The following is a 15,847-nucleotide window of genomic DNA, read 5'->3' as shown; positions in this document are numbered from 1 at the left end:
CTCGGAACCGACGACGCACACGGTGGAGGTAGATCCGTAACCTGCCCCTTGACCTGCGCCCCAGCAGGCCAAGGGGCAGATCGGGCCGCCGTGCTGGCCGAGCTCGACCACGTCGTCGACACCCTCGCCGCCCGCATAGCCGTTCTGCCGCACGGCGTCGCTCGCGCCGCGGTCGAAGCGGTCGACGCCGCGACGGAGTCGACCACTCATGGCCTGCAAAAGGCGAACGAGCTTTTCGGTCGCCTCTTGGTCGAACCCGTCGTGGGTCGTTTCACCAGGGCCGCACTGGCCGCCGGCGCACACACCCGCGACGGAGAACGCCACCTCGAAGCCCTCGTCGACAAGCTCACAGGGCAATACACCTAGGGCGCGTATCGGGTCGTGATCAATGAATGGGATTTCCCCTCGTGATGATCTTCGATCCGGTAGATCGTCTTGCATGACACGTGCACAACTGGCCCATGTGGAGTGGGAGTTCATCGATCCGTACCTGCCGATCGGCGAGTATGGCCCGTACCCGGTGCGGCTGCGGCAGCAGTTCGAGGGGGTGCCGTGGCGGTTTCGGACGGGCGGGCAGTGGCGGGGAATGCCCGGACACGGCGGATGTGGCGGGCGTAGCGGGGGCGGCTGTGACGGCCGAAGGGGCTGGGCGTGCGCGAGGTGTCGCAGGAGATCCGGAGCTGGATCGCCCGCCCGCAGGGCTGAGCACGAGGACATCGCCCCCGTCACGCGGCTACAGCTGCCGTGTCATACGTCGATCTGCTCGAAGATGTGCGGGTACGACACGATGTCGTCGGGGGACTCGGCCACCATGCGCTGGAACTCCGGGCTGCCGAACGCCGTGGCGAGCGCCTCGGTCGACTCCCAGACCGCGACGTTCATCAGAAGCTGACTGTCCGCCGTTCCCTTGTGCATCTGCAGAGAGACGAATCCCGGCTGAGCCCTCATGAACTCGGCCTGCCTCCGAAAGAGGGCCAGGAACGATTCAGTCCTCTCCTTCGGGACGAAGAAGGTGTTGGCCAGGACGATGGGCCCGGTCTTCTCCTTCAACTGCGCGAACATCGGCGTGTGCGGGTCGAGACTCTGCAGCTTGGCCATTTCGGTACTTCCTCTCGCTATCGGTCAGTGGGTGTCGCTGGGGCCCGCGTCCTGGGGATACCAGCGGAGTTCGAGGGTGTTGGTGGTCTCCGGGGTGATGCCTCTTATGTCTGCCGCCCGGTGGGCCTCAACAAGGCACCATCCACGTACGGCCGTTGGGCCGTACTCAACGCCGGAGGCGCCCTGCTGGAGCGCGCGGAGGCGGAGGCTTTCCTGACGCTCGCCGAGGAACTGCACTTCGGGCGCACGGCCGAGCGGTTGCGGCTGACGACCGGGCGGGTGAGCCCGCGGGCTCAGGTGAGGGCGGCGGCCAGGAAGGCGAAGGCGGCGATGATGACGGCGACGCGGACGTAGTGGTAGCGGTCCCAGCGGTTCGCCTGCTCCTTCCAGTCGGCGGGCCGGTTGTCGGGGGTCCATGTCTTGCTCCGGTTGTTGATCGGGACGAGCAGCAGGATCGACATGATCACGCTGATGATCAGCAGCGCGCCGGCGGTGACGACGAGGCCGGTGCCGTGGTGGTGCCATCCGGAGATGGCCCAGACCGCGACGAGGACGAGCGAGCTGATGTACCAGACCGGCATCACGGCGCCGAGCATCCGGCCCCCGTGGGCGCGGCCGAGTTGGCCACTGTCTTCCGGGAGGGCGTCGAGGATCCGGTTGATGACGAAGGCGACGGAGAACTCCACCCCCACCATCACGCCGACGATCACGGTGGTGACGACCTCGAGTGCATTGAGCATGATGACCTCTTGGCATCTAGTGCTGCTAGCTGATGAGGCAACGCTAGTACTGCTGCCGCTTGCTTGTCTAGCGGTGCTAGGATCGAATCATGTCGGTACAGGAACGCAAGCAGCGCGAACGGGCGGACCGCGAGCGCCTCATCGTGGCGACAGCCCGCGAACTCGCCGAGCAGCAGGGCTGGGACGCGGTCACCACGCGCCGGCTCGCCGAGCGCATCGAATACAGCCAGCCCGTCCTCTACAGCCACTTCCGCGGCAAACGGGAGATCATCGGCGCCGTCGCCCTCCAGGGCGCCGGCGAGATGGCCGCGGCGGTGCGTTCCGCGGCCTCCAGCGCGAACAGCCCGCGCGAGCGGGTCGCCGCCCTCGCCCGCGCCTACCTCGACTTCGCCGCACGCAACCCGGCGGTCTACGACGCCATGTTCCAGCTCGACGGCGGCCTGGCGTTCGCGCAGGAGGACACCCCGGAACCGCTGAAGGACGCCTTCGCCGCGCTGCTGGAGAGCCTGGGCGAGGTCGCCGGGGACGGCGTCGACCCGGGGCTGTTCACCGAGGTGTTCTGGGCAGCCCTGCACGGGCTGGCGACTCTGACCCGGGCGGGACGGCTGCCGCCGGAGGACGCCGAGCGGAGGACGGAGCTGCTGGTGGACCGGCTCGCCGTGGTCTGACGCACCGTCCCGGCGGGCGCGCAGCCGGGGCCCTCGGGCCCCGCCGCTGCCTGCCTGCGGCATCGCTTCCGGTCACTCGCGCCCACACCGCAGCCGCAGATCGCCGGGAGGCGGCCAGGTTGGCCAGGGGAGTCCGATGCGTCGAACCTGGCTGTACGGCTGGCCGCCCAACCGTCAGCCATCCGCGTTCGCAGTCGCTGGGTCACCTGGGTCACCTGGATCACCTGGGTGACCAGGTTCTCCTTGGAACCGAAGTGATGGAGCAAGGCGCCGTGGGTCACTGCGACCGACGTGGTCAGGGGGCGAACGCGCACAGCCGGTGTCCTCGCAGTCGTCGGCGGGTGACCTGCACCCATGTCGCCGGTCATCCAGAACGTCCATCTCACGCCATCACGCGTGATATCGGTCCTGGGGCAGGCCCCACGGGTCGGGCCGAATGGGCTGCCATTACAGTGGCGGCGCCCTGTCGGCAAGCCCCGAGGGGCTGCGCACGGGCTCGCAGCTGAGACCTGGTGGGCATCTGTGCGCTCTGGTGGCCTGTGTTCAGCACGCCTCATCCTGGGACGGCCGTGCCGACCCTTCCGGAAGGAACCCCGTCCTCGTGCGCGCATCAATGGTGCTGCGGAGCCTGCGGGCCGCCGTGTTCGCCGTGGTGTGCGTGACGCTGGCAGCGGCAGCGCACAGCCTCGGGTGCCGCCAGACACCCTCCCTGTGGGTCGAGGGCGTCGGCCTTGCCGCGGTCTTCGGGCTCGGTTACCTGCTCGGCATGCGGGAACGGTCGCTGAAGGGGATTGCCGGCGCCATGGGTGTGGTGCAGGTGGGGCTTCACGCGCTGTTCGACGCTACTGCCCCGCCCGCCGGGCCCCCGGCGGGCGGTATGCCGGGAATGGCCATGTCGGCCGCCCTGCACCACCCGGCGATGACGATGCTGTCGCACCACGGTGAGAGCGGTCGGGCGATCACGGCGCACGCTGCCGCGGCGCTGGTGGCGTCGTGGTGGCTGCGGCGCGGTGAAGCCGCGGTGTGGTCTCTGCTGCGCCAGGTGGCCGCGCTGGTACCGGGACTTGTGGCGTGGTGGCGTGCTGCCGGGGCGTCGCAACGGCGTCCGTCGGACGTACGGGTGCGGCAGCGCGATGCGCGAAAGGGGTGGGCGCGGCAGCTCCTGTTGCGCCATGCGGTGATCCGCCGAGGGCCTCCGGTGCCCGGGCCCGTTGCGGCCCTGCCCGAGTGAGCCGTCCTGTCGTACGGCTCCGTACACCGCCCCGCTGAACTGCGCCCGGCGGTGCCCCCTTCACCGCTTCACCGGCGGATCGTGCTGTCCGTCGGTCGACCCCTACGGAGTCCTCGCATGTCTACGTCTGCGACACCCATACGTTCCGCTCCCCGGCGCGCACTGCGCCGCGTGGCCGTGGTCGGCGCACTGGCCACCGCCGGTGTGCTGGCGAGCGCCGGTGCGGCGTTCGCCCACGTCACCGTCCACCCCGACAGCTACCCGCAGGGCGCATCCGACGGCACCTTGACCTTCCGGGTGCCCAATGAGGAGGACAACGCGAGCACCGCCAAGGTCGACATCGCTCTCCCCGTCGACCACCCGATCCCCTCCGTCCTGGTCACGCCCGTCGCGGGCTGGACCGCCCAGGTCAAGACCACCCGGCTGAAGACCCCGATCAAGACCGACGACGGCGACATCACCACCGCCGTCTCGGAGATCATCTGGACCGGCGGCAAGATCGACCCCGGCAACTACCAGGACTTCACCGTCGCCTTCGGGCAACTGCCCACCGGAGCCAGCCAGTTGGCCTTTAAGGCGTTGCAGACCTACTCCGAAGGCAAGATCGTCCGTTGGATCGAGGCGAAGCGGCCCGGCCAGCCCGAGCCGGAGAACCCGGCCCCGGTGCTGAAGCTCACCGCGGCGGCCCCCGACGACGCGGCGAGTGCGGCGCCGAAGACTCCGACGGCCGCGTCGGCCAACGCCCACGACTCCACGGCCCGGAACCTGGGCATCGCCGGCCTGTCGGTCGGCGTCCTCGGCCTGCTCGCCGGCGTCCTCGGCCTGGCCCGCTCCCGTGCCGGCAAGCAGGAGCGCGGGGCATAGCCCACGCGATGCCTGGTGGGTGACCTCTGTAGTTCCGGAAGCCCACCGGGCATTGCCCTCGATCCGCGGACCGGAACCGGGGTGTGAAGGGAAGTAGCGAGCGCTCCGCAAGTCCGTACCCCCTCCGGTTTCACGGAAGTCGGGAACCGACGGGAACTGGAGGACCGTTCCGTCCGACTAGTGGGCCGTGGATTCCGGTAAGAGTCATGCGAGGCGCGTGGATGTGTCGAGCGGCACGGCCCTGGACATGCGGCTGCGGGGGGTGGTGTGCCGGCACGGGCGGGTGGCGGCGGTGAGCGGTGTCGATCTTGACGTGGCGGCCGGTGAGCGGATCGCGTTGACGGGGACGAACGGCTCGGGGAAGACGACGCTGCTGCGGGCTGTGCTCGGGCTGCACCGGCAGGGATCCGGGGAGATCTCGGTGGGTGGGCGGGGCAGTCGTACCGCTGCCGAGTGGGCGTGGCGGCGGCGTGCGTGTGCGTGGATTCCGCAGCGTCCGGCTGCCGGGCGGTTTCCGCTGCTGGCGCGTGAGTTGCTGGCGAGCAGTGGCGCTCCCACGGAGGCGGCCTGCGCGGCCGAGCGGCTCGGGGTGGGCGGTCTGGGGGAGAGGCCGCTGGGGAGTTTGTCGGGTGGGCAGTTGCAGCGGATGCACCTGGCTCGGGCGGTGGGCTGTGTTGCGGCCGGCAGTGGGGTGGTGCTCGCCGACGAGCCGACTGCCGCGTTGGATTTCGACGGGCAGGAGGAGGCCGCGGAGGTGCTCACCGGGCTGCCGGTGACGCTGCTGGTGGTGACGCACGACCGGGCGATGGCTGCACGCTGTGACCGGGTCCTGGAGATGGCGGCGGGCCGGTTGCGGGAGGTCCGATGAGTGCGCTGACACAGGTGGGGGACCTGTTGCAGTTGGTTCCCGTGCAGCGGGCGGGGATAGGGCTGCTGCTTGCCGCGATGGGGCTTCCGGTGGTCGGTGTGGTGATCGTCGGGTTGGACATCATGCCGGTCCGTTTCGCCATGATGCATGTCGCGCTGCTGGGGATCGCGGTCGGCCAGATCGTCGGTCTGGACCCCGTGTTGTGCGCGCTGTTGGCCTGTGGGCTGGCGGGTGCGGGTGTGGCGCCGCTGGCCCGTACGGCCGAAGCCCTGTCGGGGGCGATGGGGCTGCTGATGAGCCTGGCGATTGCCGCGGCGCTGCTATTGCTGGCCCTGTCCGGGGTGAACGCCAACGGCGCCTTCGCCCTGCTCTGGGGGTCGATCCTGGCCGTGCGGCCGGTCGACCTGGTGGTGCTCGGGGCACTGGCCGTGACGGTGCCGACGTTGTTCGTCTGGCGGCGCCGGGATCTGGCGCTGCTGCTGCACGACCGGGAGCTGGCGTTGTGCTCGGGCGTTGCGGTGCCGCGGCTCACGATGCTGCTGCTGGTCATCGTCGCGGTCGCGGTGGCCGGAGCCATCCGGCTGACCGGCGCACTGCTGGTGGACGCGCTGACCCTGCTGCCCGCGCTCGCCGCCCGGCGCCTCGGCCACTCCCTGGTGTCGATCACCGTATGGGCGATCGGCATCGGTGCCGTGGTGAACGTCGTGGGCTTTCTGATCTCGCTGGCCTGGGACCTGCCTCCCGGCCCGATTCTCGTCCTCGCGGCGGGCGCGGTCGCCCTCGCCGCCCATCTCCTACCCGAACGGAGAACCTCCTCATGGCGCCTCCCCGCCTCCTCGTCCGCTCCCTCACCGCACTGAGTGCGGGGCTGCTTCTGCTCACCGCCTGCGGCGGCTCCGGTGATTCCGGCGGCTCCGGTGGCAAGACCGCCTCGGGCGGGAAGGGCGGCACGTCCCCGTCGGGTGGTCCGGTGGTCGTGGCCACCTCCTCCTGGGAGGCGGCGCTGGCGAAGGCTGCCGGGGCGAAGAACGTGCAGTACATCGTCCCGGCCTCGATCCGCCACGCACCGGACTACGACCTCAAGCCGTCCGACCTGACGAAGGTCGCGGACGCCGACTACGTGCTCTACGCGTCCTTCGAGCCGTTCGCCGGCAAGGTCAAGGAGGCCGTCGGTTCCAAGGCGAAGCTGGTCGAGGTGAATCTCGACAACGACCCTGCCACCACGGAGGCCGCTGTCACCAAGCTGGGCAAGCTGTTCGGCACCGGGCAGGCGGCCGGCAACTGGAACGCGAAGTTCGATGCCCAACGCAAGAAGCTTGCGGAGCAGGTGAAGTCCTCCTGGCCCGGAGGAAAGCAGCCGGTGGTTGTCGCGCAGGTGTTCACGACGTGGGCGGCCAAGCTCGCCGGAGCGCAACTGGCCGGCACCTACGGCCCGGACCAGGTCACCCCCGCACAGCTGTCGAAGCTGTCGGCCGAGAAGCCGGCGTTCGTCCTCGACAACGAGAACATGTCCACCGGCACCGTGCTGCCGGGCTCGGGAGCCAAGCAGCTCAACATCGTCAACTACCCAGGCGCCGACCTCGATGTGATCGCGGTCTACCGCAAGGCGGCGGAGCAGATGGAGAAGGCGTTCGGCGGTTCCTGACAAGGACCGGCAAGCCGGGAAAGTTCGGGGGTGGGGTCGCGCCGTGAGCGGCCCCACCCCCTGTGAGTCAGTGGGCTCGCTGCTTCGTGAGCCCGGCGGACAGCTGTCTGCGCAGGGCCGCGCGGTCGGGCTTGCCGGCCGGGGTCAGGGGGAGTTCACCCGTCACCACCAGCAGTCGTTCGGGGTTCTTGCGCCGCTCCAGGCCGCGCGCGTCCAGATGCGCGCACAGGCTCTCAAGGGTCGGCGTGCGCCCGGCCTTGGGCACGACACAGGCCGCGAGCCGTTCGCCCATCAGCGGATCGGGGAAGCCGACGCACATCACGTCCCTTACGTCCGGGTGCGAGGACAGTTCGCCTTCGACTTCGGCGGGGCTGATGTTGGCTCCGCCCCGTATGACGATGTCCTTGAGCCTGCCGATGACGCGAAGCGAGCCGTCGGCGTCGAGCAGGCCGAGATCGCCGGTGCGTACCCAGCCGTCAGCGGTGCGGTAGCGCGTGTTCAGCTCGGGGTCGCCGACGTAGCACAGCGGGCTCATGGGGCCGCGGGCGAGGATCTCGCCGGTGCCGGCCGTCGGGTCACCGCCGCGTGAGGGGTCGATACGGATGTCGCAGACGGCCGGATCCGGACGGCCGATCACCGTCCCGGGACCGCTGCCCGAAGGGCCGTCGCCGCCGAGGCTGGAGTGGCAGTTGACCCCGTCCGCCGATCCATAGAGGTTGGTGACGGCGCAGCCGAAGGCGCGGGCGGCCTCTTCGCGGGTGGCGTCGTCGAGGGCGGAGCCGCCCAGTATGAGGGCGGTGATGCCGCTCGGCGGGTCGCCGGCGTCCAGCTGTTCCAGCATCATGCGCACCATCGTCGGCACGCCCAGAACATGGGTCGGCCGATGGTGGCGGATCGCCTCCAGCGCGGCCTCGGGCGTGAAGCGGTCGAGCACGACGAGAGTGCCGCCGTGCCGGGCGAGGGTGACCGCTGTTCCGCTGCTGCCGAAGGCCGAGGCGAGCGGGACCAGGAACAGGCAGCACGGCGGAGTCCGGTCGGGGAGCAGGGCGGAGAGGAAGTTGCCCCGGCCGCCCGCGAGGGCGTTGTGCGAGTAGGCCACCATCTTGGGTTCGGCTTCGGACCCGGAGGAGACCAGGATGCGGGCGGCCGTGTCGGGGTCGGGGCGGACCGGGGTGACGGGGGTGGCGTCGGCGCGGAGCAGTTCGGCCATCGACAGGCAGCCCTCGGGTGCGGGGCCGGGACCGGCCGCGATCACGCTCCGCAGGTCGGGAAGTTCCTTGGCGAGCCCGGCCAGTTCGCGGGCGTGCCGGACGCCCCGGTGTTCAGTGACGGCGATGACCGCCCGTGCCCCGGACCGGCCGAGCAGGGACAGCGCCTCCCGCCCGCCGCGCCCGACGGGGAAGGGAAGCGCGACCGCGCCGAGCGCCGCGAGGGCCAGGTCGGTGGCCACCGCATCGCGGCCATTGGGGAGTTGGACGCCCACGACGTCCCCGGCGCGTACGCCGGCCGCGTCGAGACCGGCGGCCAGGCATCGTGCTCGGCGGTCCAGCTGTGCGTAGGTGACGGCGCCTTCGGAGTCGATCACCGCGGTCCGGTCCGGGCCGGTACAGCGGTGCGCCCGGAAGAGCGCGTACAGGTCGAGGTCGGGGTAGTGGCCTTCGGCGGCCCAGGTACGCCGCAGCGAGGCCGGTACCAGGTCGTGATACCGGGGGTTCGTCACGAAAACCTCCAAGGGGAAGGGACGGCGACGCAGCCGTGGGAGTCGCGGCTCAGCGCCCCGCCCAGTCGGGGGTCATCGGGCAGGCGGGCCAGGTCGGTGGTGACCGGAGTGGCCGCGAGCCCTTGTCGACGGAGGGCCGCGATGGCTTGCCCGTTCGTCAGCTTCGTCGGTGAGGGGTGTAGGTCGTGGGCCGCGGGTGCCGAGTCGTCCGTCGGGGCCATCCAGCCGTCGGCGGTGGGCAGGGGGCGTCGGAAGCCCGCCGGGCGGCGCCGGTGCCGGGCGGCCGTGGTGAGCGTTTCGGCGGCGCCGAGCAGCGAGGACTCCACCCGTACGCCGGTGCCGGAGCGTTCGCGCAGCAGCAGTCCGGCGAGGATCGCCTCTGCTCCTTGTAGACCGCCGAGCACGTCGATGAGGGTCATGAGGGAGGGGGCGGGTGGCTCGTCGAGGGGGCGGACCGCCTCGCCGATGCCCATGCGGGCCTGCACCATGAAGTCGGTGCCGATGGGAGTGTCGGGGAGCCTACCTGCCCATCCGCTGGTGTACGCGTACACCAGCCCGGGGCTCGCGGCTCCGAACGATTCGGCATCCAGGCCGAGTTGTTCGGCCTTGCCCGGTGCCCAGTTGTGCAGGAAGACGTCCGCACCGGAGGCCAGCTCGCGCAACTCCGCCTGTCCGGCGGTCGACTTGATGTCGATCTCCACGGCGCGCTTGTGCCGGTTCAGCGCCAGCCAGCGGGCCGACACGTCCGAACAGCACGGTGGCATGCCGCGCAGCGGGTCACCGCCCGGCGGCTCGATCCGTACGACGTCGGCGCCGAGCAGGCCGAGCAGATGGGCGGCGAGCGGGGCCTGGATGCGACGGCCCGCCTCCAGGACGGTGAGGCCGGCCAGAGGGCGTGCCGGGTCCTGCGGAGCGGTGACGGGTGGCCGCGCGGTCCAGGGCTCGGACGTCTCCACGGTCCATGGCGCCGCGGATCCGGCCGGCGGTGTCATCGCGTACAGCGGGCACACCGCGGCCCCCGCGACGGTGGCGGCCTGCCGGATCCGCTCCCACGTGGCGCCCCGCGTGGTGGCGTGCAGTGCCTCGGGCAGCGGTGCACAGGCAGTGGCGTAACGGAACTGGAAGGGGCGCCAGCCCGTCCGTATCGCCTCCGCGGGAGCGCCCAGTGCACGCCAGAACCCGGCCCACACGGCAGGCTCCAGCGCCTCCAGCTCGAATCGTGTGCTGTCGGAAGCGGTGAACGGCGGACCGCCCGGCGACATCGGTACGGCCTCGGCCTCCGGCGCGCAGGCGGCGGCCAGGTACTGGGAGACGGTCAGCAGCGCGGCCCGGTCCGCTCCGGTGGCTGTTCGTTCGGCGCCGCCGCCACGTGCCTGCCCGACCAGTGCGGCGAGCATGCCCTGCACGGTGAGGACGGAGGCGCAGGTCGCCGCGTAGTCGACGGCGAGACCGCGCGGTGAGCCGTCGCGCCTGCCGTGCACGGCCATCACGCCCGTCGCCGCCTGGACGGTCGTCTCGTCGTCGATGCCGTCCATACCGTGCAGTACGTCCACCCATACGGCCTCGGCGCCGACCGCACCCACCCCGGGAACGGTGAGGAAGAACCGGGCCGGACCGCCGCCCTGCCCTTTCCCGTCCCGCTGTTCTGTCGTCGCGCCGAGCGCACGAAGGTGACCGACCGCGGGTCCCGTGAGCGCGCGAGAGCCCGAGACGTGCACCGTCGCGTCTTCCAATGGGCGGGTGGCATGGAGCGTGGTGAGGCGTCCCATGGCTCTCCTCTCCTGCGGCGGCAGGTGCTGACGTCCGGGCGGTAGGGATGCGCGGGAACTGGACGGCACCTGGCGCCGACCAATTCCACGGCGAGTAAGTCGGACCGTTGGGCCACCGGGTTCCCGGTGACTTCGGCTCCCGCTGTCTGTGGAGGAAAGCCGTGAACGAGAGCACTGCCGCACCGGCAGGCAGATCAGCAGCCAGGCATGGAACGCCCGACTGCCCGACCGAAGTTGTCGCATTGCGTGCCCGGGTCGCCGCGTTCGTCCGGGAGCGGGTCATGCCCTGCGAGCCCTTGCTCGACGCGGGTGGCCCCAAGGCCATGGCGCGGATGCGTGAGCTCCAACACGAAGCGAAGGAAGCCGGGTTGTGGGCGTTGCCGCTGCCCGTCGAGCTGGGTGGCCAGGGGGTGCGGCTCTCGCACTACGCGCACCTGGCGGAGGCGGAGGGCGCGAGCGACCACGGCCCGAGCGCGCTCGGCTCGGCTTCGTTCCTGGACGTGCTGATGCTCAGCCGGCACGCCAGCGAGCCGGTCCAGGAGCGGTATCTGGCACGGATCGCGGCCGGGGAGCTGCGCGCCTGCTACGCGATGACCGAGCCCGACACCCCGGGCACCGACCCCAAGCTGATCGCGACCCGGGCAGACGAAGCCCGGGGTGGCGGCGCATGGACGGTACACGGCCGGAAAGGGTTCATCACGGGCGCGGGCAACGCCGATCTGGTGACCGTCATGGCGCGTACGGACGGTGCGGCGCCGGGTACCGACGGGCTGTCCCTGCTTCTCGTCCCCACCACGGCGCCCGGCTTCCGGGTGGTACGCGAACTGCCCGTTCTCGGCGCGGGCGGCCAGTGGGAGATCGCGCTGGACGGTGTGACGGTGGACTCCGACCACCTGGTGGGACCGCGGGGCCATGCCCTTCGGATCGCCGGCGAACGGATCAGGCTCGGCCGGGTCCTGCGCTGCCTGCGCTGGCTTGGCCAGGCCACTCGTGCCTTCGACCTGATGTGCGCCCGCGCCTGCTCACGCACCCAGGCGTCGGGCCCCCTGGCGGACCGTCAACTCGTCCAGCAGATGGTGTTCGACGCTCTGCTGGCCATCCGTACCACCCGGCCGCTGGTCCACGAGGCGGTGGCCCGTCTGGAGGCGGGTGAGGACGCCCGGGTGGAGTCGGGGATGGCCAAGGTCGCGGCGGCCCGGATGCTCCAGCAGGTCGCCGACGCGGCGATCCAGGTCCACGGTGCGGCCGGGCTGGGGCCCGACACGCCGCTGCCCGCCCTCTTCCGCGCCGGCCGCGCGGCCCGGCTCCTCGACGGCCCGGACGAACTGCACATCTCGTCGGTCGCGCGGCGGGTCCTGCGGGCCTGATCCCCGACGGTCCTATGCCCTGGGCAGCCCAACGGCGGCCCTTCGGAGGACAGAGCGAGAGGCGACAGGCGACAGGCCGAGGCTCAGGTGGCGAACGGCCCGACCAGCCCGGTCACCACCGCCAGCCCCAGCGCCAGGAAGAAGTCACCCCATACGAGTTCGTGGCGGACGGCGACGCCGCGCGCCGCGTCGTAGCAGCCGTCGAGCAACCCGCCCGACGGCGAGAGGTGGTGCGCACACAGCCGACGCAGCACCGCCTCGGCCCGGCCCGCCAGCCGATCGGCTTCGCTGGTCCGCCCCTCGGCACGGGCGAGGGACGCCAGCTTCAGCACGGCCACCGCCTCGATCGCGGCCGCCGAGGTGTCCACGGGGCCCGAGGGGTCCCCGTCATGCGGTACGAGCTGGGCCGGACCGTCGCACCGCATGGCGATCAACCGCCGTGCCGCATCCCACAGACCGCTCGCGGTGACGTCACCTCGCGGAACACTCGTCGAGCCTTCCTCCGACCGGAAAGGTACGAAGTGGAGCCCGTCCGCCGCCCCCAGCAGAAGCCACGCAACCGTACGGCTCCAGCCAGGCGCCGGTTCCGCACGGCCTGTCCACCTCCGGGCGCCCAACGCCTGCCAGGAGGGGCGCGGCGGCTCTTCGGAGAGGCACAGTTCGAGGTGCTGGGTCAGATGCCCGCGGGCCGCCGCCGCGCCACCGCCAGGCGCACACGGCAGCAGTGGCACCAGCCCTGGTACGCCATCCGCCCGCGCCAGCAGCCGGGGCCCGCCGAATGCGTCGCCCCAGGGGACCACCCGCAATTCCGGGTCGTAGGCGGCCAGGCAGGCTCGCGCCGCTCGGCCACGCAGTTCGGCAGCGGTCCGATCGCCCCCGGGCCCGGCCGCCAAGGCCGTCCCGTACCACAGCACCAACCCCCGGGTCGCGGTGTCCCGGTCGGCCCAGTGCGCCAGACGTCCGGTACACGCGGCGGCCTCCGCCCGATCGGTGGCGGAGCCGTGAGCCAGCGCACGCAGCCACAGCAGTCCGGCCCAGAAGCCGCCCGTCCAGGAGCCGCGTGATGTCGTGGTCCACCGGTCGGTGCCGGGTTCCGCGTAGAGGGGAAACCGCGGCCCCACCTCCGCCGCTGTCGTACGGACCCGCTCCAGCACCGCCGCGAGCGCCTGCTCCCCCCAACCCGGCGTCCCCGCAGGCGCGTTCACCTCCGTCGTCGTGGTCACGGTCGCCCCTCGGACAGGTCGCTCCCGTCCACCCGGCGCAGTAGGCGTGGCAGGGCGACCAGCGCCGCACCCGCGAACTCCACCGCCACCAGCAGCCAGCCCGGCCCGTAACCGGTGGCCGATACGAGCTCACCGAACAGCGGTGGGCCGAGCGCGAATCCGGCGAAGAAGCCGGCCGACACCAGTGCCGAGTCGGCGCCTGCCTTGCCAGGTGCGGCCCGCTGCATCACCAGCACCATCGACACCGCATTCGCTGACACGGCGAACACCCCCACTGCCACGACCGCCGGCCACGCCAGCAGATGGACCGGCAGCGAGGCGGCGAGCAGGAGTGCCGCACCCACCGCCCCGGCGGCCAGCAGGGCGGGGAGGGCCGCGGCCCGGCCCGGCCGGCCCGCTGAACGCGACCACGCGACCCGCCCGCCGATGCCCGCCACTCCCAGCGTGGCCAGCAATGCGGCGGCGGGGGTCGGCGCCAGGCCCAGTCGCTGCGTGCCGAACAGCGCCAGATAGGTGTTGACCGAGGCTATGCCGCAGCCCAGCAGCAGCGAGAACGCGGCCAGCCGCCACACGACCCCACGCGGCGAGGTCACCGGGCGCGCACCGCCGGCTGCCGCGACGGCCGGGTCTGAGGGAAGGGCACGTGCGGCCCATACGGCCGCCACCGCAGCCGTTCCCGCAGCCGCCCACACCGCCCCGCGCCAGCCGACGCCCGCCGCGAGCAGCGACAGCGGCAACCCCGCCGCAAAAGCCCCGAACTGCACCCCGGACTGTTTGAACCCGGTCACCGAGCCACGTCGCGCGGGCGGGAACGCGCCCAATATGACCTTGTTCGTGGCCGGGTTGGCGAGCGCCTGCGGCAGCCCTCCCAGCGCCACCGCGATCAGCAACACCGTGGGGCCCGGAGCAGCGCCGATCATCGCCAGCGCGGCCGCGGCCGTCAGCAGCAGCGCCACCAGACACCGTCGCGGCCCCACCCGGTCCACCAGCCGCCCCGCCACCGGCGACAGCGAAGCCGCGATACCGAAGCCCGCCGTGGTCGTCAGCCCCAGCACCGTCCGCGAGATGCCCAACTCGCCCACCAGGCGCGGACCGAGCGCCCCCAGGAGAAAGAGCTGCATCATCGAGAAGGCCATCGCACAGGTCAGCAGGACGATCACCGAAGGGCCGGGCCCGGTCGACCGGTCGCTACCGGGAACCATGTCCGGAGCCGCGACATGAGCTTCGGCGTGCCAGTTCGTCTCTTTCACCACTGTGTACTCACCCTCACCACTGACCTCCCGAGGATCCCCGGCCCTGGCGTCGGGCCCGGATCAGTCAGTCGGTCCAGCCCGTTGCCCAGTTCCCGGAGCATCGGCGAGTGGCGTGATACGTCTCCCACGGCATCGCGCGCCGTGCGGCTTCTCGGCAACGCCGAAGCCGAAACCTACCCACGAGTCGGCTCTGGGCAGGCGTGAGTTCCGGCCGCATCATGTGATGCGGCGCACAGGGGAGCGGGGCGGCGGCAGGCCGGTACCGCCCTGCAGACGCGTGCGGAGGGGGTGGCCGATGTCCGCCATGACGACCGGGTCTGCCGCGCGCGCCGCACGAGCTGCGACCTTCGCAGCCGTCTGCGTGACGACGACCGCCCTGGGACACGCACTCATGTCCGGCGCTGTTCCCTGGTGGGCCCTCGGGGCCGCGTTCTTCGGAACGGGCGCCGCGGCGTACTGCCTGACCGGGCGGGAACGCGGAGTTCTGGTCGTCACCGGTTCCACCGTCGCCGCACAGCTCGGACTGCACTCACTGTTCGGCCTGGCCCAGGCGTCGGCGTCCACGTCGGCGTCGCTGTCCACGTCGGCCCTCCTCTCGCCCGCGCAGTGGGCAACCGCGCTGATGTGCGGCGCGACGGGCACGTCACCCGGGCGGGATGCGCAGACCGCGGCGATGCGTCTGCTGCGGAATGCCGGACGGACCCCGGTCACCATGCACGGGTCGTCCGCCACGCCGATGGGCGGCATACCGGGCATGGAGGCCATGCCCGGTATGGACATGAGTCACCCTGACCAGATGACACCCATGAGCCATGTCGGACATGGGGCGTTGGGGATGTTTCTCGCCCACTTGCTGGCCGCCCTGCTGTGCGGTCTGTGGCTGTGGCGCGGTGAGGCGGCTGTCTTCCGACTGGCCCGCAGCCTGGCCGGACTGCTGTTCACGCCACTGCTGACAGTGCTGGCAACGCACGGCTGGACCGGATTGAGCCTGCCCGCACGCCCGTTGGCCACCATGCCCGTGCCGACGTTGCGCGCGGCACTGCTGCACAACGTCGTCTCCCGCAGGGGCCCACCGCGGCCTTCGTGCTGCTTCTGACCGCTCGTCACGGCCGTCCCCGATGCCCGAGGTGTTCCCGGTGTCCCGTTCCGGACTCCGCACTCTGGGCTCCGGATTCGGATTCGGTTCCGGGAACGCCATCAGGGAACGCCATCCGGTGACGAGCGGAGTACCGGCGTGCCCACGCGCCTGCTGCCGTAAGCGGTTCAGCAGGGCGTGATCCACCCGCCGGCCCGTGTCTCCGTGACCTTCCGGCCTGCCCACCCTGCTTCAGCCAGGCGCGGTCCGGAAGGTTGCTCACCGACGGGGTCCCGCCCTGCCATGGCCGGCCGGGCCCCGCAGGC

At 71.6% G+C, this 15,847-nt stretch carries 15 protein-coding genes and 2 pseudogenes; 11 read left to right on the top strand and 6 right to left on the bottom strand.

Translation table 11 applies throughout. The annotated features are described in order from the left end of the window. Window positions 1–90 precede the first annotated feature (90 nt). Entirely contained in the window at window positions 91–366 is a 276-nt protein-coding gene (locus tag ACO0M4_RS30435) for a hypothetical protein (protein WP_430374285.1), read from the top strand. 73 nt (window positions 367–439) lie between these two features. After that, window positions 440–604, top strand: a pseudogene (locus tag ACO0M4_RS30430) (transposase); the annotation flags it as partial. 143 nt (window positions 605–747) lie between these two features. Here the strand turns inward: ACO0M4_RS30430 and ACO0M4_RS30425 are convergent. After that, window positions 748–1,098 (bottom strand): antibiotic biosynthesis monooxygenase family protein, encoded by a 351-nt coding sequence (locus tag ACO0M4_RS30425; protein ID WP_430374284.1) that lies wholly within the window; start codon window positions 1,096–1,098, stop codon window positions 748–750. Between the two features lie 183 nt (window positions 1,099–1,281). On the opposite strand from ACO0M4_RS30425, the pseudogene ACO0M4_RS30420 reads away from it, so the two are divergent. Beyond that, window positions 1,282–1,383, top strand: a pseudogene (locus tag ACO0M4_RS30420) (LysR family transcriptional regulator); the annotation flags it as partial. A gap of 8 nt (window positions 1,384–1,391) precedes the next feature. On the opposite strand, the gene ACO0M4_RS30415 reads toward ACO0M4_RS30420, so the two are convergent. Further along, on the bottom strand, window positions 1,392–1,838 hold the full coding sequence (locus ACO0M4_RS30415; RefSeq protein ID WP_430374283.1) for an anthrone oxygenase family protein: 447 nt from the start codon (window positions 1,836–1,838) through the stop codon (window positions 1,392–1,394). A gap of 89 nt (window positions 1,839–1,927) precedes the next feature. Here ACO0M4_RS30415 and ACO0M4_RS30410 point away from each other — a divergent pair, with 89 nt between their 5' ends. The 6 genes from ACO0M4_RS30410 to ACO0M4_RS30385 all read left to right on the top strand — a co-directional run bounded on the left by ACO0M4_RS30410 (window position 1,928) and on the right by ACO0M4_RS30385 (window position 7,114). Next, on the top strand, window positions 1,928–2,506 hold the full coding sequence (locus tag ACO0M4_RS30410; protein ID WP_430374282.1) for a TetR/AcrR family transcriptional regulator: 579 nt from the start codon (window positions 1,928–1,930) through the stop codon (window positions 2,504–2,506). Window positions 2,507–3,107: 601 nt separating this feature from the next. Continuing rightward, window positions 3,108–3,737: a hypothetical protein gene (locus tag ACO0M4_RS30405; RefSeq protein ID WP_430374281.1), complete on the top strand. Its 630-nt coding sequence runs from the start codon at window positions 3,108–3,110 to the stop codon at window positions 3,735–3,737. A 117-nt stretch (window positions 3,738–3,854) separates the two neighbouring features. Continuing rightward, a complete protein-coding gene (locus ACO0M4_RS30400) occupies window positions 3,855–4,601 on the top strand; it encodes a YcnI family protein (RefSeq protein ID WP_430374280.1) in 747 nt (248 codons plus the stop codon). A gap of 247 nt (window positions 4,602–4,848) precedes the next feature. Continuing rightward, window positions 4,849–5,469 carry an ATP-binding cassette domain-containing protein gene (locus ACO0M4_RS30395; RefSeq protein WP_430375322.1) on the top strand — a complete coding sequence of 207 codons (621 nt, stop codon included), beginning with the start codon at window positions 4,849–4,851 and terminating at the stop codon, window positions 5,467–5,469. Next, window positions 5,466–6,329: a metal ABC transporter permease gene (locus ACO0M4_RS30390; RefSeq protein ID WP_430374279.1), complete on the top strand. Its 864-nt coding sequence runs from the start codon at window positions 5,466–5,468 to the stop codon at window positions 6,327–6,329. The genes ACO0M4_RS30395 and ACO0M4_RS30390 overlap by 4 nt, the downstream gene beginning before the upstream one ends. Next, window positions 6,287–7,114 carry an ABC transporter substrate-binding protein gene (locus ACO0M4_RS30385; RefSeq protein WP_430374278.1) on the top strand — a complete coding sequence of 276 codons (828 nt, stop codon included), beginning with the start codon at window positions 6,287–6,289 and terminating at the stop codon, window positions 7,112–7,114. The genes ACO0M4_RS30390 and ACO0M4_RS30385 overlap by 43 nt, the downstream gene beginning before the upstream one ends. Window positions 7,115–7,181: 67 nt before the next feature. On the opposite strand, the gene ACO0M4_RS30380 is transcribed toward ACO0M4_RS30385, so the two are convergent. Together ACO0M4_RS30380 and ACO0M4_RS30375 are read right to left on the bottom strand one after the other, a co-directional pair. Next, the gene (locus ACO0M4_RS30380; protein WP_430374277.1) at window positions 7,182–8,834 is read right to left on the bottom strand and encodes a class I adenylate-forming enzyme family protein; all 1,653 of its coding nucleotides are present in this window, start codon (window positions 8,832–8,834) and stop codon (window positions 7,182–7,184) included. Then, on the bottom strand, window positions 8,831–10,603 hold the full coding sequence (locus ACO0M4_RS30375; protein WP_430374276.1) for a CoA transferase: 1,773 nt from the start codon (window positions 10,601–10,603) through the stop codon (window positions 8,831–8,833). Before ACO0M4_RS30375 ends, ACO0M4_RS30380 begins: the two co-directional genes overlap by 4 nt. A gap of 242 nt (window positions 10,604–10,845) precedes the next feature. On the opposite strand from ACO0M4_RS30375, the gene ACO0M4_RS30370 reads away from it, so the two are divergent. Further along, complete coding sequence (locus tag ACO0M4_RS30370; RefSeq protein ID WP_430375321.1) at window positions 10,846–11,970, top strand: acyl-CoA dehydrogenase family protein; 1,125 nt, start codon at window positions 10,846–10,848, stop codon at window positions 11,968–11,970. A gap of 83 nt (window positions 11,971–12,053) precedes the next feature. Here ACO0M4_RS30370 and ACO0M4_RS30365 read toward each other — a convergent pair whose 3' ends face one another. Both ACO0M4_RS30365 and ACO0M4_RS30360 read right to left on the bottom strand, forming a co-directional pair. Next, entirely contained in the window at window positions 12,054–13,193 is a 1,140-nt protein-coding gene (locus tag ACO0M4_RS30365; RefSeq protein ID WP_430374275.1) for a sugar ABC transporter permease, read from the bottom strand. Next, window positions 13,190–14,443 (bottom strand): MFS transporter, encoded by a 1,254-nt coding sequence (locus tag ACO0M4_RS30360; protein ID WP_430374274.1) that lies wholly within the window; start codon window positions 14,441–14,443, stop codon window positions 13,190–13,192. The genes ACO0M4_RS30365 and ACO0M4_RS30360 overlap by 4 nt, the downstream gene beginning before the upstream one ends. Before the next feature lie 298 nt (window positions 14,444–14,741). On the opposite strand from ACO0M4_RS30360, the gene ACO0M4_RS30355 reads away from it, so the two are divergent. Then, on the top strand, window positions 14,742–15,542 hold the full coding sequence (locus tag ACO0M4_RS30355; protein ID WP_430374273.1) for a PE-PGRS family protein: 801 nt from the start codon (window positions 14,742–14,744) through the stop codon (window positions 15,540–15,542). The last annotated feature ends 305 nt before the right edge of the window (window positions 15,543–15,847 follow it).

It is taken from the genome of Streptomyces sp. RGM 3693, assembly GCF_050471125.1.
Taxonomy (GTDB): domain Bacteria; phylum Actinomycetota; class Actinomycetes; order Streptomycetales; family Streptomycetaceae; genus Streptomyces.
The sequence above is the reverse complement of the archived record's forward strand: the minus strand, read 5'-3'. Positions and strand labels throughout refer to the sequence as shown.